The organism is Rhizobium etli 8C-3, assembly GCF_001908375.1.
In the GTDB taxonomy this organism is placed as follows: Bacteria; Pseudomonadota; Alphaproteobacteria; order Rhizobiales; family Rhizobiaceae; genus Rhizobium; species Rhizobium etli_B.
This window is the reverse complement of record NZ_CP017241.1, coordinates 318,457-340,523: the sequence shown is the minus strand read 5'-3', so window position 1 is coordinate 340,523 and position 22,067 is coordinate 318,457. Positions and strand designations below refer to the sequence as shown.

Sequence of the window (22,067 nt, the reverse complement as noted above, 5' to 3'; positions counted from 1 at the left end):
ATGTACGGGCTGTACATCACCCACCCGCAAGTGAAAATCGATCCGAACCTCGCGGTGCCCAAATGGGGTTTATCCGAGATCGGCGAGGCTCGCGCGCGCAAGGCGGCAGAAAGCAGCTGGGTGAGGCAGCTGCGCCGTATTGTTTCTAGCGACGAGACGAAAGCCATCGAGACCGCTGAAATTCTGTCCGCGACGGCTCATGTGGCCGTCGAAATCCGGCATGGCATGCATGAGAACGACCGGTCTGCAACGGGATTCCTGCCGCCTCCGGAGTTCGAGAAAGCCGCCGACCGGTTCTTCGCGCATCCGCAAGATAGTTTCAGAGGCTGGGAGCGTGCCGCCGATGCGCAGCAGCGCATCGTTTCGGCCTTCGACGCTGTTCTTGCCGACCACGATCCCAACGAGGCAATCGCCTTTATCGGGCATGGCGGGGTCGGCACGCTGCTCAAATGCCATCTTGAGAGCCGCGCCATCGCACGCGAGCGCGATCAGCCGCCCGGCGGCGGCAATCTCTATTGTTTCAGCCTTGCGGACCGGCGCTTATCATGCGACTGGACGCCCATGGAATACTGGCACGGATGGATGTGAGATGAACGCACGCGAGCGGTTGATCGTCGGACTCGATGTTCCGACACTTGGCGAGGCCGAACAGCTCGTCTCGACGCTCGGCGACGACATTCTCTTCTTCAAGATCGGCTATCAGCTCGCCTTCGCCGGCGGTCTGGAATTCGCTCGCGATCTCGCACGAAGCGGCAAGAAGATCTTCCTCGACATGAAGCTGCTCGATATCGACAACACGGTCGCCTCCGGCGTCGAGAATATCGTGACGATGGGAATGTCCATGCTGACGCTCCATGCTTACCCCAAGGCGATGAAGGCTGCCGTCGAAGCGGCAAAGGGTTCCGATCTATGCCTGCTCGGGGTCACCGTCCTTACCTCGATGGACGAACAGGATTTACTGGCCGCAGGTTACGAATACGACCCACATACACTGGTGCTGCGCCGTGCCGAACAGGCGTTGCTCGCTGGCATGGGCGGCGTCGTCTGCTCCGCCGAAGAATCCGCCGCCGTCCGGAAAATCGTCGGACCTCGCATGGCCGTCGTTACCCCCGGCATTCGCCCGGCTGGTAGCGAAAGGGGTGATCAGAAGCGTGTCATGACGCCCGCCGATGCCCTGAGGGCCGGCTCGAGCCATCTCGTCGTCGCCCGCCCGATCGTCAGGGCGCCCGATCCGAAGGAAGCGGCATGCGCCATTCTTGCCGAGATGGAAGCCGTTCTCTGACGCTTGAAGGACACAGCCGATACTGAGCATATCAGCAATTTGAACGACGTGGGCAACTGTCAACAGGGAGGAAAACACCATGGCAAAAGGGTATTGGATTGCACACGTCGATGTTCGCGATCCCGAGCGCTACAAGGACTACGTCGCGGCAGCAAAGCCGGCCTTTGAAAAGTACGGTGCAAACTTCCTCGCCCGCGGTGGTTCAATCACCGAACTCGAAGGTAAATCGCGAGCCCGAAACGTCGTCATCGAGTTCCCATCCATGCAGGCTGCGGTCGATTGCTACAACTCGCCGGAATACCAGATCGCTGCCCGGATCCGCCAGCAAGCTGCCGACGCGGAAATGATGGTCGTAGAAGGCATCTGAGCGCTCTTCGCACCTGCGAAGGCGAGGCAAGATGGACCTTTCCGTCGCGCTGGGTTTCGGCTAATACGAGTGCCGATCAACGCATCCATCAAGCCTTTCGAGGAGCCTGCCATGACCCTTGCCAATCTGCCGCCGCTCGTGACCGTGTTCGGAGGCTCTGGCTTTCTGGGCAGGCATATTGTGCGCTCCCTCGCAAAGCGCGGCTATCGCATCCGCGTCGCGGTGCGCCGGCCGGATCTCGCAGGCTTCCTGCAGCCGCTCGGCAACGTCGGCCAGATTTCTTTTGTCCAGGCGAACCTGCGATATCGCAATTCGGTCGATCGCGCCGTCGAGGGTGCCGACGTCGTCATCAACTGTGTCGGCGTGCTCTTTGAGACGGGGCGCAACACCTTCGATGCAGTGCAGGAATTCGGTGCACGCGCCGTGGCGGAAGCCGCCCGGGCATCCGGCGCGAAGCTCATCCATATTTCTGCAATCGGCGCCGACGCCCATTCGGATTCCAGCTATGCCCGCACCAAGGGCCGCGCGGAGGCGGCAATCCTTTCGATCAAGAAGGACGCCATAATCTTCCGTCCCTCCATCGTTTTCGGGCCGGAAGACGGGTTCTTCAACAAATTTGCGGAGATCGCTCGCCTTTCGCCGGTGCTTCCCCTCATCGGTGGCGGCAAGACGAAGCTGCAGCCGGTCTACGTGGAGGATGTGGCAGAAGCCGTGGCACGCGCCGTCGAGGGCAAGGCTGCGAGCGGAACGATCTATGAACTGGGGGGTCCCGAAGTGCTCACCTTCCGAGAGTGCCTTCAGATCATGCTGAAGATCACCGCCCGGAAGAACCGGCTGGTTTCCATCCCCTTCAGTCTCGCGTCGCTGATCGGCAGCATCGCTTCGCTCGTCCCATTCGTTAAGCCTCCGATCACGCCCGACCAGGTCCGCCTGCTGAAGCGCGACAATGTCGTTTCAACGAAGGCCGAAGCGGATGGCCTCACGCTGAAGGCCCTCGGCGTCACGCCGACAATGGTGACCTCCGTACTGCCGTCGTATCTGGTGCATTATCGCCCGCACGGCCAGTACACGGGTTCGGGAAAAGCAGCCTGAGAAAATTATCAATCGGGCAAGCGCCGCTCTGTTCGATCACAGACGGCGTTTTCTTTTCGATTATTTCAGGCAGCCGGAGCCAAGTTTCGCGTGCTTCCAAAGCGCCCGGCCGGAAGGGCGTTGCATAAAAGACGCATCAAAAAATTAGTGAAATTAACGTCACATTTAGCTGCAACCTTTATTGCTATTTGCCATTCCACTGACTACACACCCCGCGCGTCCTGAACCGGACTCAGCGCCATTTGCGGCGCGCTAAATCGACTTGAAAGGCTTTATTCGATGGGCAAGTCAATCGCGCTTCTTTTTGCGTGTGCGGCACTGGTTATTCTCGCAGGTTCCTTCATCGCGCCCGGCTCGGTCGCAGCGGTGAAAGGTGGCTGCGCGCCGGCTTACGGCATCGATCCCTGTTCCACAGCCTCCCTCAACCACTGAGGCAAGGGCGGCTCCTTTCGCAGCCGCCCCTCTTGTCAAATACTTGAAATCAACCGAACAACGTCAAGCCGACGAGGCCTGCCGCGCCAATGAAGATTCGCCACCAGGCGAAGGGCGCATAGCCCCGGATCGAGACGAAGTCGAGCAGTGCGCGCACGACGAATAGCGCCGAGACGAAAGCCGCCACGAATCCGATGACGATGAGCATTCCGTCATCGAAGCTCAGCACATTGCGGTTTTCGTATAGATCCAGAGCGAAGGCGCCGACCATCGTCGGCATGGCGAGAAAGAACGAGAATTCGGCCGCAGAGCGCTTGTCGGCACCCATCAGCAATGCGCCGACGATCGTCGCGCCGGAGCGGGATGTCCCAGGGATCATTGCCAGGCATTGGAAGAAACCTATCTTCAGCGCCATCGGCAGGGAGAACTCCGTCACATCGTGATATTTCGGCTTGAACTGGATCTTGTCGACGGCAAGCAGGACGAGGCCGCCAAGGATGAGGACGACGCAGATCAGCATCGGCGTTTCGAAGAGCACGTTCTTGATGAAGTCGTGCGCCATTGCGCCGATGACGGCGGCAGGCAGAAAACCAAAGAGTACGGCAAGGACGAAATGCCGCGCCCGCGCGCTGCGCGGCAACGCAAGCGCCAGGCTCAGCAGCCGTTTGAAATAGACGAGAAGAATGGCAAGGATCGCGCCGAGCTGGATGAGAACGACAAATGTATTGCCCGGCGAGCGAAAGCCCAGGAAATGTCCTGCCAGCAGGACATGGGCGGTCGAGGAAACCGGTATGAATTCAGTAAGGCCTTCAATGAGGCCTAGAACGAGCGCACTAAAGATATCAGCCATGTTTTATCCCTTGTGAGGCGGGCGAGGCCCGATTTGCTTGTATTGAAAGGGCCAAGCTCCTATAGCTGCAACGAATGAGTCATGACTAGGGCGCTATGATTATGAGTGCACCAGAGCATGCCGCGACAAATCAACACTTCGGGTATCGATGCCGACGCTTTATCATCATCCTATGTCATCCGCTTCACGCTTCGTCCGGTTGATTCTGAGCGAGTATGGCTTTCAGGCAGATCTCATTGAAGAGCAACCCTGGGAAAAGCGGCGCGACTTTCTGGCGCTCAATCCTGCCGGTACCCTGCCTGTCTATGTCGACGACAGCATGCGCGCTCTTTGCGGCGCGACCGTCATTTCGGAATATCTCGATGAAACGCATGGCGTGCTGAAGCGCGACCGGCGGCTTCTTGCGGAGGATCCTTTCCAGCGCGCGGAAATTCGCCGCCTCGGTGAATGGTTCATGCAGAAGATGGAGACGGACGTGACACGGCCCCTTGCGCGCGAACGCGTGTACAAGCTGCAGATGAGCGCAGATCAGGGCGGCGGAGCACCGGATTCGAAGATCCTGCGCACGGCACGCGCCAACATCCGCCAGCATATGAAATACCTGACCTGGCTTGCCGGTTCGCGGCAGTGGCTGGCAGGAGATCGCATGAGCTATGGCGACCTCGCCGCGGCCGCTTCGCTGTCGATCCTCGACTATCTCGGCGAGATCGACTGGACGGAATCGCCGGTCGCCAAGGATTGGTACCAGCGCATGAAATCACGACCGTCCTTCCGCCCGCTGCTGACGGAGCGGGTGCGTGGGCTCACACCGGTCTCTCACTACGCAGACCTGGATTTCTGACGAGGGCTTTCGATGCCCGAACGGATAGCAGACGATAAAGAACGCAAGCGCCGCGACAGTTTGACCGCCTTTGTTCGTGCCGAGGCGGCAAAGCTCGGCTTTGAGCTCTGTCGCATCACGCGGCCCGATTCGATACCAGAAGCGAAGGAACGGCTTGGCGAATTCATCGACGCCGGACGTCACGGCACGATGGAATGGATGGCTGAGACGCGCGATCGCCGCGGCGATCCTCGCACGCTCTGGAGCGATGTGAAATCCATCGTCGTCTTCGGCCTCAATTACGGCCCCGGGGAAGACCCACGCCATATTCTCGAAACTCCGGACAAGGCGGCGATCTCAGTCTATGCGCGCAATCGCGACTATCACGACGTCATCAAGGGACGGCTCAAGGAGATCGCCACTCGCTTTGCAGCACGGGCAGGTGCCGACGTCAAAGTCTTTGTCGACACTGCACCCGTGATGGAAAAGCCACTCGCCGCGGCAGCGGGCCTCGGCTGGCAGGGCAAGCATACCAATCTGGTCAGTCGCAGCCACGGGTCCTGGCTTTTCCTTGGCTCGATGTTCACGACGGCCGATCTCAATATTGACGACGCCGAGATCGATCACTGCGGCTCGTGCCGCGCCTGCCTCGATGCCTGTCCGACCAATGCATTCCCGGCGCCGTATCAGATCGACGCTCGGCGCTGCATCTCATACCTGACGATCGAGCACAAAGGCCCAATCGACGTCGAATTCCGGCCGCTGATCGGCAACCGGATCTATGGTTGCGACGACTGCCTCGCCGCCTGTCCGTGGAACAAGTTTGCTGCATCGGCATCCGAAATGAAGCTGCAGGCCCGTGACGACCTGAAAGAGCCGTCGATTTCCTTTCTCCTGACGCTGGATGAGGCGGCTTTCCGGACTTTCTTCAGCGGTTCGCCGGTCAAGCGCATCGGCAGAGACCGCTTTATCCGCAATGTGTTGATCGCCGCCGGCAATTCCGGTGATCAGAGCCTTGCCGATCAATGCCGAAGGCTCGCCACCGACGCGTCTGCGGATGTTCGCGGCATGGCAATCTGGGCGCTTTCGCGATTGATGGAGCCTGGTGAATTCGGAGACTTTGCGGCACAAAGGCCGGATGAGACTGATGCGGGCGTACTTGCAGAATGGCAATTGGCGGGGGTGATGTGATGCATGTGATGATTTTCGGCTGCGGTTATTCCGGCACGGCGATTGCCAAGGCGTTCTCAGTCGGAACCGGTCGCATTTCCGGCACCACCAGATCGGCAGACAAGGCTGAGCTCCTGCGCAGCCAAGGTATTGAAGCCTTCATTTTCGAGGGCGAGAATATCAGTGCCGCCTTGCTTGACGCCATGGCAAGCGTCACACACCTCGTCCAATCGATCGCGCCGCGGGAAGCAGGCGACCCGCTGATCAATCTCGCAGGCGGCCAGCTCGGCAAGATGATGCCGGCGCTTCAGTGGATCGGCTATCTTTCCACCGTTGGCGTATACGGCGACCACAAGGGTGAATGGGTCAGCGAAGAGACCGTCTGCGTTCCTGTGTCCGGGCGGTCGAAGGAAAGGCTCGAGGCAGAGGGTGCGTGGCTGGCGCTCGGCAAGGATCTCGGTATTCCGGCCGCCATACTGCGCCTGTCGGGCATCTACGGCCCGGGCCGGAATGCATTCGTCAATCTAGAACGGGGCACAGCCCGGCGCCTGATCAAGAAGGATCAGGTTTTCAATCGCATCCGCGTTGAGGATATCGCCGCATCGGCGCGCTACCTCTCGGACCGGTCCCTTGGCGGCCTATATAATGTGACCGATGACCTGCCCGGCCCGCCGCAGGACGTCATTGTCGAAGCAGCGCGGCTGATGGGTGTTGAGCCGCCTCCGGAACAGCCCTTCGAAACCGCGGCGCTGACCCCGCTGGCCCGTTCCTTCTATGGTGAGAACAAGCGTGTTTCGAACGCCAAATTGAAAGCTGCGGGCTATAGCTTTAGCTTTCCGAATTACCCCGTGTCGCTTGCACAATTGTGGCAGAGCGGACGGTGGCGCGGTTAGTCCGAACGGGCGGTTCCGGCACATTCGAAATGAGTAGAAAATTCCTACTTCGGCATTTTGGCGATCCGAATTTCGCTCCGCTTTATGGTTAACGGCCTCTGAATTTGCGCAAATGAGGCATCAATTGTGGCAAGTTCGGAAAATTATTTTTGTTACTTTTCCAACAAAGCATGACGCTGCGCCGCAGCAGAAAAAATCGTTCTAATTTTACCTGATTCTCTTATCTTTTTTCCATTTTCTCGGCAATCGCGCTTTTTCAACCCGAGGCCCGGGAGAAACACAAATATTACCGGCTGTAACATTCCGTGATAGACAGCGGCACTTTTTCGCCACTTTTCGCCGGATTTAACCCCGCCGCCCGTAAAGGCGCAAGTTCAATAGTTGAGGGACAATCCGTTTTGAAGAATATCAGCCGCTCTATAGTCGCTGCCGTAGCTATTGCAGCTAGTTCTTTCATCCTTCCTTCCGAAGGTTTTGCTGCGGCCGGATGTGGTGGTGCTTCGTGGTACGCACTGCATTCCAAAACAGCTTCCGGCGAACGTATGAATCCTGCCATTTTGACTGCCGCTCACCGTTCGCTCCGCTTCGGCACGAAGCTTAGGGTAACCAACCGCAATAATGGCCGCAGCGTTATCGTTCGGGTCAATGACCGTGGCCCGTTCATCCGCGGCCGTGTTCTCGACCTTTCGCGCGCTGCCGCACAGAACATCGGCATGGTCCGCTCCGGTACCGCCAAAGTCTGCTACGAAGTCGTCACGGCCAGCTGAGCGTCCGAACCTGCAGCGGACGGCGCTTGCTCTTGCCGTCAATCGCGGATACCACGCGGTTGAGACTTGTGACATGCTTCCTGCCGGTTGCGCACAGGTCCGTGGCAACGGGAGTTTCGTGAATGCGTTTGGGCGGCCGCCTTGAGGGGGCGATTTCGGTTCTGGCTGATATCGATCAGCGCAAGAGACCTGTCGCCGAGGCGCTGAAGGACTGGGGCCTTGCGCATCGTTTCGCCGGCTCCGGCGATCGCGCCGCAATCGGCAACATCGTTTACGATGCGCTGCGCATGCGGCTTTCACACGCGTTCCTGATGGACGACGACGGCCCACTGGCGATCGCTTATGCCGTCATGTTCCGCCAATGGGGTTTCACGCCGGAAGCGCTTGCCGCTGAACTTTCCGACGACAGGTTCGCGCCGCCTTCTCTGCCCGATGCAGCGCTGGCAGCCTTCCAGAACCGGGCTCTTTCCTCCGCGCCTGTCCACGTCCAGGGTGATATTCCCGAGTGGGTGCAAAGCTCCTTCGAGACTGCATTCGGTGATAGCTGGCTTTCCGAAGCCAAGGCGCTCGCTTCCCGCCCAACGCTCGATCTTCGCGCCAACATTTTGAAGGCCAGCCGCCAGAAGGCGGTCAAAGCGCTTGAAAGAGCCGGCGCTCATGAAGCGAAAATTGCGCGGTATGGCATCCGGATTCCCGCCGGCGAAGGCGCCTCACGGCTTCCGAACGTCACAGCAGAGCTTTCCTTTCAAAAAGGCTGGTTCGAAGTTCAGGACGAGGGATCGCAGATCGTTGCCGATCTGGTGCTGCCCAAGGATGGCGAGCAAGTGCTCGACTATTGCGCCGGAGGCGGCGGCAAGACGCTAGCAATGGCGGCAGCCATGCACAACAAGGGCCAGATCCATGCCTATGATGCCGACCGCAAACGCCTTGCGCCGATCATCGAACGCCTGAAGCGCGCCGGTACGCGCAATGTTCAAGTCCATGACGATGCAAAGGCTCTTTCGAGCCTGCGCGCTCGCTGCGACAAGGTGCTGGTCGACGCCCCCTGCACGGGCACCGGCACTTGGCGCCGCCGCCCCGATACCAAATGGCGGCTGACGGCGAAGAACCTCGACGAGCGTACGAGCCAGCAACAGGATGCCTTGAAGCAGGCGAGCGCCTTCGTGCGCCCCGGCGGCGAGTTGATCTATGTCACCTGTTCCGTGCTGCCGCAGGAGAACGAAGATCAGGTACGACGCTTCACCGCGGAAAATACGGCATTCTCCATCGAAAGCGCCCTGGCTGGCTGGGACGAGCTGTTCGGCAAGGATGCCCCGCGCCCGCGGTCGTCTGATGGTGAAACGGTTACACTGACACCGGCATCGACTGACACGGACGGTTTCTTCTTCTGCCGCATGCAACGTAAGGCTTAAAATCGCCTGGCGCGCGCGAAGTCGATATCGATGCCGCGGCGGGATGACGTGGTCTACGTCTGCGACCACCACCACCGGACGCCGTTCGGATAGAACGCCAGCAAAGAGCCTAAGCCCGCCGAGATGCGAACTGAGCACCTGGCGGTCCCACCGGCGGATGCGGGCTCTGCAACGGCAAGCACGCCGGCAATTGCAGGACCGATGGCGGTCGCCGCGACCCAACACCCAAGGAAGAAGACAACCAGACAGCAATCAGCGCCGCAGCAGATAGCGTCGCGCGCGCACCAGATCCGGACCAGAATTGAACAATTGCACTAACAGCTCAATCTTGTGTTCTTCTGCAAGTAAAAATCCCTTCTGAACACGCGCTTTCAAACAATCTCCAATTCTTAAAATCATTCCAAACTAGAGTATTTGACACTGGTTTTCTTTTGGGCGAAGAGATTTGGGCGATTTCAGGCGGATATCCGTCACAGGAGAGGACCATGAAGCTCAACAAGAAATTCTGCGCAGCATTGGCGCTTGTGATAGCCCCGCTATCCAGCCCGGCTCTCGCGGACACCGATGCTGCAGCCGTCGTGAAGCATTACGCCGAAGTGGCGCATGCCAAATACGAGGACTCGCTGATCACCGCCAAAGCGCTCGACAAGGCGATTGACGCCTTCCTGAAGACGCCGAACGACGAGACGCTGAAGACCGCCAAGGATGCTTGGCTTGCGGCCCGTGTTCCTTATCAGCAGACGGAAGTCTACCGCTTCGACAATCCGATCGTCGATGACTGGGAAGGCAAGGTCAATGCTTGGCCGCTCGATGAAGGCCTGATCGATTATGTCGATGCCTCCTACGGAGCGGAGAGCGACGAGAACGCCCTCTATGTTGCAAACGTCATCGCCAACAAGACGATCAAGATCGACGGAAAGGAGATCGATGCTTCCAAGCTGACGCCGGAATTCCTGTCCGGTACGCTGCAGGAAGCAGGTGGCGTCGAAGCCAATGTCGCGACCGGCTACCATGCCATCGAATTCCTGCTCTGGGGCCAGGACCTGAACGGCACCGGTCCGGGGTCGGGCAGCCGCCCGGCAACCGATTACGACCCCGAAAATTGCACGAACGGCAATTGCGATCGCCGCGCCGAATACCTGAAGTCGGTATCCACGCTGCTGGTCTCCGACCTGCAGGAAATGACCGATCATTGGGCGGCTGACGGTGCCGCGACAAAGAACGTCGAAGCCGATCCGAAGGCCGGCCTCGTCGCGATTCTGACCGGCATGGGCTCGCTCTCGTACGGCGAACTCGCAGGCGAGCGGATGAAGCTCGGCTTGTTGCTGCACGATCCGGAAGAGGAGCACGATTGCTTCTCCGACAACACCTATAACTCGCACCTCAACGATGCGATCGGCATCGCCGCCGCCTACAGCGGGGAATATACCCGCGTCGACGGAACGAAGCTGACCGGCCCGTCGCTGCACGATCTCGTTGCCGCGAAAGACAAGGCACTCGATGCCGAAGTCGCCGGCAAGCTGAAGACGACGCTTGATGCAATGCTCGCCATGGCAAAACGCGGCGAGACGGTCGAGAAATACGACCAGATGATCGCTGAAGGCAACAAGGACGGCAACGCCGCCGTTCAAGCCGCCGTCGACGGCCTCGTTGACCAAACGAAGTCGATCCAGCGTGTTATTGCCGCGCTGGATCTTGGCACGGTTCCGCTTGAAGGTTCCGACAGCTTGGATAAGCCTGACGCTGTCTTCCAATAAGCAAAAAGGCGGGCCGCTTCCAAACCCAAGCGGCCCGAACTCTGAAATGCCGCATAATCCGGCTTGTCGCGTCGTTCTTTGCGCTGCTTTCTGCGCCACGCTTGTCAGCCTTCCGGTGGCTCTTGCCGCCGGTTTTGATCTTCCCACGAAGCGCACCGATCTTTCCGACGCCGATTTGAAGCGCGTCGAGGCAGTAACGCGCCCGGCCGTCGATTTTTCCGAAGCCGAGCCATACGAGGCGATGCAGGCAGGTGCCGCCACATCGGTCGATCCGGTTACGCAGGATGCCTTTTCGCATATCTCGGCAAACATCCCATTCGAAGAAGAGCAGAACTTCAAGCTCGGCAACGCACTCTTCAAGAAGCTCTGGGTTTCCGCACCATCTTCGACACAGGCATCGGATGGCCTCGGGCCGCTCTTCAATGCGCGCTCCTGCATGAGCTGCCACGTAAACGACGGACGCGGCAGGCCACCGGAAGGCGGCGCCAGCGCCACATCGATGTTCTTTCGCCTTGGTCGAGCAGCAGCGACACCGGAAGAAAGAGAGGAGATCGCAAACGCCGACGCGGTCAATTTCCCGGACGCTACTTATGGTCATCAGCTGCAGGACCTTGCCGTGCCCGGTCTCGCCGGCGAAGGCAAGATAGTCATTCGCTATACGGAAACGACCGTGGCGCTTGCCGGCGGAGAAACAGCCTCATTGCGAGCGCCAACCTACGATGTGAGAGATCTTGCCTACGGCAGTCTCGATCCGGCGACAACGATATCGCCACGCGTCGCCCCGGCAATGATCGGGTTGGGCCTCATCGAAGCCATTCCAGCAGCCGATATCCTCGGGCATGCCGATCCGGACGACAAAGATGGTAATGGCATTTCAGGCAAGGCCGCCATCGTGCGTGATCATCGCACAGGCACAGTCGCCCTTGGCCGCTTCGGATGGAAGGCGCAGAATGCAACTGTGCGCGACCAGAGCGCTGCCGCTTTCTCCAGCGATATCGGCATATCGACGCCCGACCGGCCGGACGCACACGGGGATTGCACGAAGGCCGAGATAAAATGCCAAAAAATGCCGACCGGTGTTCAAAACCGACTGGGCGATGAAGAGGCGCCTGGACCCATCCTCGATCTAGTGACCTTCTATTCCGCAAATCTCGCCGTGCCGGCGCGGCGAAAGGCAAGCTTTCCTGACACGCTGAGAGGCAAGGAACTCTTCTATCGTTCCGGCTGCACGTCCTGCCACGTGCCCAAGTTTGTCACACGTCGGGATGCCGCCGAAAAAGCTCAGTCCTTTCAGCTTGTCTGGCCTTATTCGGATTTTCTGCTGCACGATATGGGCGAAGGTCTTGCCGATGGCCAGCAAGTTGGCCGCGCAAGCGGACGTGAATGGCGCACGCCGCCGCTATGGGGTATAGGACTGACCCGGACTGTCAGCGGACACAGCTTCCTCCTTCACGACGGCCGCGCCAGAAATCTTACCGAAGCGATCCTCTGGCACGGCGGCGAAGCGGAGAAAGCCCGCGATGCATTCTCCTCTCTGCCGAAAGACGATAGAGAGGCCCTGATCAGATTCCTGGAGTCCCTGTAATGCGCCTTTGGCAACCTCTCCTGCTTTCGTTCATGCTTGCGGCATCGGCAACTGCGCAGACTGCGTCGACGCCGACGGGGCTGAACGAGGAAGCGGTGCCGGGCGTGATGGCGCGCGCCGTCGACGAGGTGATCCGTCCCGGCTACCGAAACATGCAGCAGTCTACGGCACGCTTGACGACGGCGATGAAGGACCTTTGCGACGAGGGCACACAGCAGACTTTGGACAAGGCCAAATCTGCTTTCGACGATACAATCCGCTATTGGTCGATTATCGAGATCGTGCAAACCGGTCCGGTGATGCACGACAATCTCTTCGAGCACATCCTCTTCTTTCCTGACCGCAAGGGTGTCGGCCTTAGACAGGTACAGGCACTGCTCGCCAAGGCCGACCCGAAGGATGCAACGGTCGATGCGATTGGTGAAAAGAGTGTCGCCTTGCAGGGTCTGACGGCGCTCGAATACGTGCTTTACGGCAACGGGTCAGACGATCTCCTCAAACAAAAGAACGGGTTCCGCTGTCAATATGGTGCGGCTGTCGCCGGCAACATCCAGCGCGAGGCAGGCGAAGTCGTTGCGGCTTGGGAAAAGCCGGACGGCGTTCAGGCAAGCTGGAAACGACCCGGTCCCCAAAGCGAAGATTTCATCGATAACAAGGAAGCGGTGACCGCGCTTCTCGGAATTCTTGTCCACGGCGTCGAAACCGTCCGCGATCAGCGGCTGGAGCTGTTTTATAAAGGTCGAGACACGGCACCGCGCCCGCGGATGGCTATCTACTGGCGCTCAAAAAACACCTGGAAATCGATGACGGCAAATCTCGAGGGACTGCGCACGCTCTGGCAGAAGGCCGGAATGGCAGAACTTCTGCCTGCCGACAAGAAGCCCGTTGCCGATGCAATCGAGGCGAACTTCAAGACCCTGCTTGATACTGTCCCGAAGCTCAACCCGGATATTGACGTGGCAACCAGCGATGCGGAGAAAGCCAAGCTCGACGCATTTCTGGCGGTGAGCCGTGAATTGATCACCCGCATCAGCGACGAATATGGCGGCGCGATCGGTCTTTCGGCCGGCTTCTCCTTCTCCGACGGGGACTGAGGCGATGTGGCGGAGCGCTGCGATCGACCGGCGCAGTTTCGTCAAGGCAGCGGGCCTGAGCTTTCTCGCCGCATTGCCGCCGCGCGGGCTGCTGGCACTTGAGCGCGCGGATGCGGTTTATGCCTCGGGCATCCGCGCCGCCGACGGCTCCTTCGCGGTGGCGACCGTGACCGAACGCGGCGAAATCATCGATCAGGTCGCCCTGCCAGCACGTGCCCATGGCATGGCTTTCAGCCCGACCACCGGCAAGGCCGTCGCCTTCGCTCGCCGTCCCGGCACCTACGCAATGATTTTCGAACCCAGCAATAGGAGCGAGCCGGACGTCATCACCTCCGCCGAAGGCCGCCACTTCTACGGACACGGCACCTTTTCGCCGGACGGGCGGTTGCTTTATGCCAGCGAGAACGATTTTGACGGCAATCGCGGCATGATCGGTCTCTACGACGCGACAAACCGCTTCGCCCGCATCGGCGAGTTCGAGACCTATGGGGTCGGCCCGCACGATATGACCGTCTCCGATGACGGCCGCTTTCTCGTCATCGCCAATGGTGGCATCGAGACCCATCCCGATTTCGGCCGCACGAAGCTCAACCTCGGCAACATGCAGCCATCGCTGACACTGATCGATGCAGCAAATGGAACGCTCGTCGAAAAACATGTGCTGCCACGGCAATGGTCGCAAGTCTCGACACGTCACGTCGATATAGACGCAAATGGTCGCGTGTGGTTTGCATGCCAGTACGAGGGCCACCGTAACGACCTGCCGCCGCTCGTCGGTCACTTCGCCAAAGGCGAGGAACTGACCTTTATCGATCTGCCACAGGAAACGACCCGCCGGCTCGGCAACTATGTCGGCGCCATTGCCGTCAACCGCAAGGACGCCCTGGTCGGCGTGACCTCGCCGAAGGGCGCATCGGCAATCCTCGACTGCAACTCCGGCAAGGTATTGGCCGAAGACATCATCCCCGACGCTGCCGGCATCGCGCCCGCCCGACATGGTTTTGCGATCTCTTCCTATGCCGGTGAGTTCCTTGCAACGCGCAGCAATGTGGCATGGGATCAGCACATCGTCAGGATTGTCCGAGCGCGCACTTGATCTGCATCCTGTACTTATGCTGCGGATCGTTTTTGCGGCATTCCGGCTCGATTGCATATCGGAACTGATTGCCTTTCATCCTTGTCGAAACCGGCGCGCCGTGCCACTTTCGCGATCGCAAGGGGATAAATGCATGAGCGTTAGGAACAACGGCGACTTCCGCGAACGGATCCGTCGCAATTTTGCCCGCCAGGCGGCGATGGAAACGATCGGCGCCGAGCTGACGCGCGTCGAGCATGGCGTGGTGGAGATCGAACTCCCCTTCGACTTCAAGCTTACGCAACAGCATGGCATTCTTCATGCCGGCGTCATTTCGGCAGCTCTCGACAGCGCCTGCGGCTTTGCCGCCTACAGTGTCATCGACATCGATGCCTCGATCCTGACAATCGAATTCAAGGTCAACCTGATGTCCCCTGGGCGCGGCGAGCGCTTCCTGTTTCGCGGCGAGATCACCAAGCCAGGCTCCAATATCATCGTTGCCGACGGGCGCGGCTATGCGATCGGCGATGGACCGGCCAAGCTGATCGCTTCCATGACGGGAACGATGATGGTCGTTCGCGGCCGAGAAGGAATTACGGGATGAAATTCGAACTGAAGCCGATCGCCGGCAAGTCAATTCTCTTCGTCATGGCAGCGGAAGCCGAATATGGACCCTTCTTGCGCTCCCGTTTCGAACCGCTGATGACGGGCGTCGGTCCGGTCGAGGCGGCGGTCGTGATGACGAAGACCCTTTCCCGGCTCGATCAGGCCGACGACCTGCCGCAGCTCGTCGTCTCTCTCGGCTCGGCAGGTTCCGCGACGCTGGAGCAGACAGAAGTCTATCAGGTTTCTTCCGTTTCCTATCGCGACATGGATGCATCGCCGCTTGGTTTCGAGAAGGGCCACACACCCTTCCTCGATCTTCCAGCGGTCATCGATTTGCCGTTGCGCATTCCAGGTATTCCTGAGGCCAGCCTTTCCACCGGTGGCAACGTTATCTCTGGGCCGGCCTACAGGAACATCGCTGCCGACATGGTGGACATGGAAACATTTGCGATTCTGCGCGCCTGCCAAGGCTATAGGCTGCCGCTGATCGGCCTTCGCGGAATCTCCGACGGCGCTGAAGAACTGCAGCATATCTCCGGCTGGACGGAATATCTGCACGTGATCGACCGCAAGCTCTCATATGCCGTCGATAGCCTATTCGCAGCGCTCGAGGATGGTGTTTTCTGGTTCTGATGCGCTCTAAAGCGGTGACAATCAGGACAATAAAATCCCGCGTCGGCGGATTTCCTGGATTGCCACGACGAGTGCTTTTCATTAAAGGCTCGCCATGACCCACACAGCACATCCCGACAGCGTTCTCATCGTCGATTTCGGCAGCCAGGTGACCCAGCTGATCGCACGCCGAGTGCGTGAGGCGGGTGTGTACTGCGAGATCGTTCCCTTCCAATCCGCCGAAGAGGGCTTCAAGCGCCTTCAGCCGAAAGCCGTGATCCTGTCCGGCAGCCCGGCTTCGACGGTCGACGAAGGTTCGCCCCGCGCGCCGCAGATCATCTTCGAAAGCGGCCTGCCGGTCTTCGGCATCTGCTACGGCCAGCAGACGATGTGCATGCAGCTCGGAGGCAAGGTCGAGAGCGGTCATCACCGCGAATTCGGCCGCGCTTTCCTGGACGTCGACAAGGACTGCCCACTGTTCGAAGGACTGTGGTCTAAAGGTTCGCGCCATCAAGTCTGGATGAGCCACGGCGACCGCGTCACGGTGCTGCCGGCAGGATTCGAGGTCGTCGCGACCTCCTCCAATGCGCCATATGCTTTCATCGCCGACGAAAAGCGCAAATATTACGGCGTACAATTCCATCCGGAAGTCGTGCATACCCCGGATGGCGCGAAGCTCATCGGCAATTTCATTCACAACATTGCCGGTATCAAGGGCGACTGGTCAATGTCGGCCTATCGCCAGAAGGCGGTCGAGCAAATCCGCCAGCAGGTGGGCACCAAGCGCGTCATTTGTGCGCTTTCGGGCGGCGTCGACAGCTCGGTCGCAGCGCTCCTAATCCACGAAGCCGTCGGCGACCAACTGACCTGCATACTCGTCGATCATGGCCTGATGCGCAAAGACGAGGCCGCGAGCGTCGTCGCGATGTTCCGCGAGCATTACAATTTACACTTGCTGCATGTCGATGCCTCGAACAGGTTTATCGGCGAGCTCGAAGGCGTCAGCGATCCGGAGACCAAGCGCAAAATCATCGGGCGCTTGTTCATCGAGACCTTTGAGGAAGAAGCCAAAAAGCTCGGCGGCGCCGATTTCCTGGGCCAGGGCACTCTCTATCCGGATGTGATCGAAAGCGTATCTTTCACCGGTGGCCCGTCGGTTACCATCAAGTCGCATCACAATGTCGGCGGTTTGCCGGAGCGCATGAACATGCAGCTCGTCGAGCCTCTGCGTGAGCTCTTCAAGGACGAAGTGCGCGCACTCGGCAAGGAACTCGGGCTGCCCGATAGCTTCATCGGCCGCCATCCCTTCCCAGGCCCGGGGCTCGCAATTCGCTGCCCGGGCGGCATCACTCGCGAAAAGCTCGACATCCTGCGCGAAGCCGATGCAATCTATCTCGACGAAATCCGTAAGGCGGGCCTCTACGATGCGATCTGGCAGGCCTTCGCGGTGCTGCTTCCGGTCCAGACCGTCGGAGTCATGGGCGACGGGCGCACCTACGAATTCGTCTGCGCGCTTCGCGCCGTCACCTCGGTTGACGGCATGACGGCGGATTTCTATCACTATGACATGGAATTCCTCGGCCGCGCCGCAACCCGCATTATTAACGAAGTGCGCGGCATCAATCGCGTGGTTTACGACGTGACCTCGAAGCCGCCCGGAACGATCGAGTGGGAGTGAGGGAAACGGTGATGGTAGGCGGCTCTAGCGTAGTATTTCGCAAAAAATACAATGATTTGCGGGCAGGGCAGACTGCTAGCCGGGGCACATTATCAATGGACTTGACAACTCTATCAACTCGTTGAAATCGTTAAGTTTATCGGAGCGCCTGGCGCAGGCTCGCAGCTTGTAGCAGATCACTCTGACGGTACTTTTGACGGTGTTTTTCGTGTCCGACAGAGCATTCGCCTCCGGCGTGGGCGATGCAGTCGCCTGATTTTCGAGCCGATAAAGTCCGCCTATTCATCAAAAAAGATCGTCGCAAACGAGCGGGCGTCGAAGGAGGCTGGGATAGGTGCACCTGCTGCCCCCGACATTGTTTGGCGCGAAGTGGGTTGACACGGCTTTGGAATAATCGATTGTGCGGGCGCAACCGGAAAAGCTGACCGTGCGGCAAATTAAGGAAAAGACCTTCATCTGGCTGACGGCCGCCGTATCGCTGGCTTTCGCATGGATGCTGTGGCCGTTTTCTGGCGCGATCCTATGGGCGACGGTGCTCGCTGTGCTATTTGCCCCCGTCAACCGCGGGATTCTTAGGAGCATCCCGGGCCGGCGCAATCTTGCAGCGCTTTTCACATTGGTCATCATTCTCATGATGGTGATCTTGCCGTTTCTGCTCATTGCAAACCTCGTCTTTCGCGAGGCGGCCTCGGTTTACAAGAGCATCGCGGCGGGCCAGTTCGCTCCCGCCATTGACATACAAACCCTGCGCGGCATGCTGCCAGGCTGGTTAAATAGCCTGCTCGACAGTATCGAGCTGCCGGATGCTGCTTTGCTGCGCGAACGGCTGCTGAACGCGCTCGCAGAGAGCGGGCAGTTCTTGGCGGGGCAGGCGATCAACATCGGGCAGTCAACCTTCCATCTCGTGGTAAGCGTTTCCGTGATGCTTTACCTACTGTTCTTCTTGCTGCGTGACGGGCGCGAATTGGCGCGACTGATCGGCGAGGCTATGCCGCTCAGTGGCGAGTTGCGCCAGGCGCTGTTCAGCCGATTCGCACTGACCATTAATGCAATCGTCAAGGGCAGCGTCGTCGTGGCGCTCGTGCAGGGAACGCTGGGTGCGCTAGTTCTCTGGATGCTTGATATTCGGACGCCAGTGCTTTGGGGGGCGGTGATGGCCTTCTTCGCGCTGCTGCCGGTTGTGGGCACCGCTCTCGTGTGGGGACCCATCGCCATCTTCCTGCTGGTATCAGGGGCTATTTGGAAGGGCACGGTGCTGCTCGCCTTCGGAATCCTCGTGATTGGGCTCGTGGACAACCTGCTGCGGCCAATCCTTATAGGAAAGGAAACCAGAATTCCGGATTATCTGGTCCTGATCTCGACGCTGGGTGGCATCGCCACCTTCGGGCCTGACGGCTTAGTAGCCGGCCCTGTGATCGCGGCGCTGTTTCTGGCAGCGTGGTCGGTGTTTCCCGCCGTTACGGGCGAACGAAATTACCGGGGCGGCAACATAGATGGAGATCAAAGCTGACGACCGTCTCGCAAGTTGGGCCGGTAACGATCAAATGACGTCGAACTCCAATCACTCCCCTTTGCCAGTCGAAGACCGTCAACGCGCTGGTGCGCTTTGACTTCATCCTGGCCAATCTCTGGCCGATTTTGCGCTCCATCTGAGCTCGAAGAGGGCCGCCGGTTTGGATGCCTTTGACAGCGAGGGGCGTCGGCTCTCGAGCCATCACGAGGGATGAAGACGGGTCTGCAAAGCCGTGACATGTGTTCTGGTGTGCCACAAGTCCGCTACTCAACGGCATCGGTGGAGTCTATTGTCAGGATTGCGACGTCTCCCCCCCACACCGGCGACGCAAGGCCGGCGGAGTGTCAAATCCTTGAGCCGCACGAGCTTGCCGAACGTTTCTGGCGGATCTCAACACAGATGGCATGGATGGCTCTGCAACACCTCAACGGTGGCGGTGTCCAATGGCAGGTATCAATCCAAGCGAACCCAGCTCCTCTGGATGAGGGCTTGGCGACGGCCGCGGGTGATCTACATACGATGTTCTGATTCTTCAGACCAGGTCACAAAATCCATCCTACTTGCTGCTTTGCAGAAAATACTCAAGGATACAGGTCAACGCACCGGGGCGGCAATGTTCTTGAATGTTACTATATAAAAACTCGACTACTTCCCGGGTTTGGTCGAAATGAATACATTCTGTTCCATTAGTTACTTAAGCTCTTGCTACAATGTTGCGGGGCATTGCCGGCGATGCATCATCACTGATCACCAGATCCTGCGCGCGCTCAAGGGTGAGTGAGACGATCACTTCCACCCGGAAAAGCAAGTCGAATAGAGAACAGTAATTCTGCCACGAGCGGAAAAGGGGACGATTGATGACAGACATAAAACCACTTGAACCGGACGATCCTGGCCGTCGCGAGATACTGGCATTCGGCCTTGGCGCGACAGCGATGCTCCCAAGCTGGCCAGCCACAGTCTAATCAACCACAGCCCAATCAACCACAGCCCAAGGCCCAACCTCCGAAAGGAACCAGACCATGGCCACGATCACCACACAGGACGGCGTCGAGATTTTTTACAAGGACTGGGGTCCGAAAACCGCCCAGCCCATCATGTTCCACCATGGCTGGCCGCTGTGCTCGGACGATTGGGACACGCAGATGCTGTTCTTCCTCCAGAACGGCTATCGCGTCGTTGCCCACGACCGCCGCGGGCACGGGCGCTCGGCACAGGTGAGCGAGGGTCATGACATGGACCATTATGCCGCTGACGCAGCGGCGGTGGTTGAGCATCTCGACCTCAGGAACGTCGTGCATATCGGCCATTCTACCGGCGGCGGCGAGGCGACACACTACGTTGCAAAGCATGGACAGCCGCAAAGTCGCGTCGCCAAGCTGATTATCATTGGTGCGGTTCCGCCGATCATGGTGAAGACAGCGTCCAACCCGGGCGGCCTGCCGATCGAGGTGTTCGACGGGCTGCGCAAGGCGCTCGCCGACAACCGTTCCAAATTCTACGTCGATTTACCGTCAGGTCCCTTCTACAGCTTCAACCGGCCCGGCGCGCAGCCGATTCAGGCCGTTATCGACAATTGGTGGCGACAGGGCATGATGGGCGGCGCCAAGGCCCATTATGATGGCATCAAGGCATTTTCCGAGACCGATTTCACGGAAGACCTGAAGATCATCACGGTGCCGACATTGGTCATGCATGGCGACGACGACCAGATCGTACCGATCGCGGATTCCGCGCCCCTGTCGGCGAAGCTGCTGAAGAACAGCACGCTGAAGGTCTACGAGAAGTTCCCGCACGGCATGTGCACCACACATGCCGATGTGGTGAACCCGGATCTCCTCGCGTTCGTGAAGGGCTGACTCACCAGAAGCCGGCATCCCCAGCGCCGGCTCATGGCCCTCGTTCCAAATGGAGGCACGTTCCTGAAAATCGTCGTTATCGGCGGCAGCGGACTGATTGGGTCGCGCCCCGTCACTCTCCTGTGCGAAGCGGGTCACGAAGTGGTCGCCGCCTCGCCCAGCACTGGCGTCAACCCCTTCACCGGCGAAGGGCTCTCGGAAGCCCTCGCCGGTGCTCAGGTGGTGGTCGATGTGCGTGAGCGGCGGTGTCGTAATGCTGTTCGATATAGCCAATATCTTAAAAAGAACCTCGGCGAATTCGCTGCGAAAGTGCAAACATCGCGGGTAGAAGACGTGCGGAGTTTGATTGTTCGTAGAAGTTCCGGCGAGAAGTCCAGGCGAATACTGGGGTGGCATCCTCGCGCTCCGGAAAAAACGATCATCGAAACAGCCCGAAGTCTATTTCGGGCACGGCGTCGTAAGCTCGCAATAACGTCCGGACGAGAAACTTTTTGATGGCCAGGTTGCCGAAGTTTGTACGGTGCCAAAAGCCGTTGTCGTTATACGTTTCATTGAACGATCACGCGGGTTTTCATCCCGCAGACTAAAATTCCAGGGATTGCTGCGCCGGCTGCGGCTCAAGTCGGACGCCTTCCAGCTCCAGCATCCTGAGTTTGGAATTCGATCCGCCCGGCGCCGAAAATCCGCCAATCCTGCCACCTGCGGCAAGTACGCGATGGCACGGGATAATGAGGGCAACCGGGTTCTTTGCCATCGCCTGACCCACGTCCCTCGCCGCTTCCGGGCCTGCGCCAAGTTCCCTCGCCAACGCGCCATAGGTGGTCGTTCGGCCCCAGCCGACGCGGCGGGCAGCGGCATAGATGCACTTGAAGAATGCATCCTGACCCTCAAGGTCGAGCGTTACGTCTGAAAAATCTGTTTCTTTGCCGTCGAAGTAACGCTTTACCGCAGCGACCGCCTCTGCAACCTCAGCCGTCGGTGTACCTGGTTCGGCTGCCGGAAGGCGACGCAACAGAAGCCGCTCCGTCGCATCCGCGGCACTTGTCGGCAGTTGAAAACGTGCAATGCCGATCTCGTTCCAGGCAATTCCGCAAAAACCGCCAGCCGTCTCGAAGATTAGATATTGATGCGCTTTCTCAGCCATGACATCGCCTCTGTGCTTCACTCGCCCCTAAAATCGTTCGGCCGGACGATGAGTTCAAC

21 protein-coding genes are annotated in these 22,067 nt (G+C 59.2%); 19 read left to right on the top strand and 2 right to left on the bottom strand.

All coding sequences use genetic code 11. From position 1 onward, the window contains the following. From AM571_RS01720 to AM571_RS01705, 4 genes are all read left to right on the top strand, one after another. Complete coding sequence (locus AM571_RS01720; RefSeq protein ID WP_074059912.1) at window positions 1-588, top strand: histidine phosphatase family protein; 588 nt, start codon at window positions 1-3, stop codon at window positions 586-588. Between the two features lies 1 nt (window position 589). Beyond that, a complete protein-coding gene (pyrF, locus tag AM571_RS01715) occupies window positions 590-1,282 on the top strand; it encodes an orotidine-5'-phosphate decarboxylase (protein WP_074059911.1) in 693 nt (230 codons plus the stop codon). 79 nt (window positions 1,283-1,361) lie between these two features. Then, on the top strand, window positions 1,362-1,649 hold the full coding sequence (locus AM571_RS01710) for a DUF1330 domain-containing protein (protein WP_074059910.1): 288 nt from the start codon (window positions 1,362-1,364) through the stop codon (window positions 1,647-1,649). Window positions 1,650-1,760: 111 nt separating this feature from the next. Continuing rightward, window positions 1,761-2,741: a complex I NDUFA9 subunit family protein gene (locus tag AM571_RS01705; protein WP_074063018.1), complete on the top strand. Its 981-nt coding sequence runs from the start codon at window positions 1,761-1,763 to the stop codon at window positions 2,739-2,741. Between the two features lie 481 nt (window positions 2,742-3,222). Here the strand turns inward: AM571_RS01705 and AM571_RS01700 are convergent, their stop codons facing one another. Beyond that, window positions 3,223-4,023: an undecaprenyl-diphosphate phosphatase gene (locus AM571_RS01700; RefSeq protein ID WP_074059909.1), complete on the bottom strand. Its 801-nt coding sequence runs from the start codon at window positions 4,021-4,023 to the stop codon at window positions 3,223-3,225. A gap of 148 nt (window positions 4,024-4,171) precedes the next feature. Here AM571_RS01700 and AM571_RS01695 point away from each other — a divergent pair, with 148 nt between their 5' ends. The 15 genes from AM571_RS01695 (at window position 4,172) to AM571_RS37180 (ending at window position 21,359) form a co-directional block, all read left to right on the top strand. After that, window positions 4,172-4,864 carry a glutathione S-transferase family protein gene (locus AM571_RS01695; RefSeq protein ID WP_074059908.1) on the top strand — a complete coding sequence of 231 codons (693 nt, stop codon included), beginning with the start codon at window positions 4,172-4,174 and terminating at the stop codon, window positions 4,862-4,864. Between the two features lie 12 nt (window positions 4,865-4,876). Beyond that, complete coding sequence (gene queG, locus AM571_RS01690; RefSeq protein ID WP_074059907.1) at window positions 4,877-6,034, top strand: tRNA epoxyqueuosine(34) reductase QueG; 1,158 nt, start codon at window positions 4,877-4,879, stop codon at window positions 6,032-6,034. Further along, on the top strand, window positions 6,034-6,906 hold the full coding sequence (locus AM571_RS01685; RefSeq protein WP_074059906.1) for an SDR family oxidoreductase: 873 nt from the start codon (window positions 6,034-6,036) through the stop codon (window positions 6,904-6,906). Before queG ends, AM571_RS01685 begins: the two co-directional genes overlap by 1 nt. 398 nt (window positions 6,907-7,304) lie before the next feature. Continuing rightward, entirely contained in the window at window positions 7,305-7,673 is a 369-nt protein-coding gene (locus AM571_RS01680) for a septal ring lytic transglycosylase RlpA family protein (RefSeq protein WP_074059905.1), read from the top strand. A 122-nt stretch (window positions 7,674-7,795) separates the two neighbouring features. Further along, window positions 7,796-9,085: an RsmB/NOP family class I SAM-dependent RNA methyltransferase gene (locus AM571_RS01675; RefSeq protein WP_074059904.1), complete on the top strand. Its 1,290-nt coding sequence runs from the start codon at window positions 7,796-7,798 to the stop codon at window positions 9,083-9,085. Window positions 9,086-9,570: 485 nt separating this feature from the next. Then, window positions 9,571-10,842: an imelysin family protein gene (locus AM571_RS01670; protein WP_074059903.1), complete on the top strand. Its 1,272-nt coding sequence runs from the start codon at window positions 9,571-9,573 to the stop codon at window positions 10,840-10,842. A gap of 46 nt (window positions 10,843-10,888) precedes the next feature. Continuing rightward, a complete protein-coding gene (locus AM571_RS01665; protein ID WP_074059902.1) occupies window positions 10,889-12,427 on the top strand; it encodes a di-heme oxidoredictase family protein in 1,539 nt (512 codons plus the stop codon). After that, window positions 12,427-13,521, top strand: a complete 1,095-nt coding sequence (locus AM571_RS01660; protein ID WP_074059901.1) for an imelysin family protein — start codon at window positions 12,427-12,429, stop codon at window positions 13,519-13,521. Before AM571_RS01665 ends, AM571_RS01660 begins: the two co-directional genes overlap by 1 nt. A 4-nt stretch (window positions 13,522-13,525) precedes the next feature. After that, window positions 13,526-14,617 (top strand): DUF1513 domain-containing protein, encoded by a 1,092-nt coding sequence (locus tag AM571_RS01655; RefSeq protein ID WP_074059900.1) that lies wholly within the window; start codon window positions 13,526-13,528, stop codon window positions 14,615-14,617. A gap of 133 nt (window positions 14,618-14,750) precedes the next feature. Then, the gene (locus tag AM571_RS01650; RefSeq protein WP_074059899.1) at window positions 14,751-15,200 is read left to right on the top strand and encodes a PaaI family thioesterase; all 450 of its coding nucleotides are present in this window, start codon (window positions 14,751-14,753) and stop codon (window positions 15,198-15,200) included. Beyond that, entirely contained in the window at window positions 15,197-15,835 is a 639-nt protein-coding gene (locus AM571_RS01645) for a 5'-methylthioadenosine/S-adenosylhomocysteine nucleosidase (protein WP_074059898.1), read from the top strand. Before AM571_RS01650 ends, AM571_RS01645 begins: the two co-directional genes overlap by 4 nt. Before the next feature lie 94 nt (window positions 15,836-15,929). Continuing rightward, window positions 15,930-17,492 (top strand): glutamine-hydrolyzing GMP synthase, encoded by a 1,563-nt coding sequence (guaA, locus tag AM571_RS01640; protein WP_074059897.1) that lies wholly within the window; start codon window positions 15,930-15,932, stop codon window positions 17,490-17,492. A gap of 400 nt (window positions 17,493-17,892) precedes the next feature. Further along, window positions 17,893-19,002, top strand: coding sequence for an AI-2E family transporter (locus tag AM571_RS01635; RefSeq protein ID WP_335727724.1), 1,110 nt, complete (start codon window positions 17,893-17,895; stop codon window positions 19,000-19,002). A 1,025-nt stretch (window positions 19,003-20,027) separates the two neighbouring features. Further along, entirely contained in the window at window positions 20,028-20,864 is an 837-nt protein-coding gene (locus AM571_RS01625; RefSeq protein ID WP_074059895.1) for an alpha/beta fold hydrolase, read from the top strand. Between the two features lie 33 nt (window positions 20,865-20,897). Next, window positions 20,898-21,359 (top strand): hypothetical protein, encoded by a 462-nt coding sequence (locus AM571_RS37180; protein WP_237358570.1) that lies wholly within the window; start codon window positions 20,898-20,900, stop codon window positions 21,357-21,359. An 88-nt stretch (window positions 21,360-21,447) separates the two neighbouring features. On the opposite strand, the gene AM571_RS01615 is transcribed toward AM571_RS37180, so the two are convergent. After that, window positions 21,448-22,008: a methylated-DNA--[protein]-cysteine S-methyltransferase gene (locus AM571_RS01615; protein WP_074059894.1), complete on the bottom strand. Its 561-nt coding sequence runs from the start codon at window positions 22,006-22,008 to the stop codon at window positions 21,448-21,450. Between the last annotated feature and the right edge of the window lie 59 nt (window positions 22,009-22,067).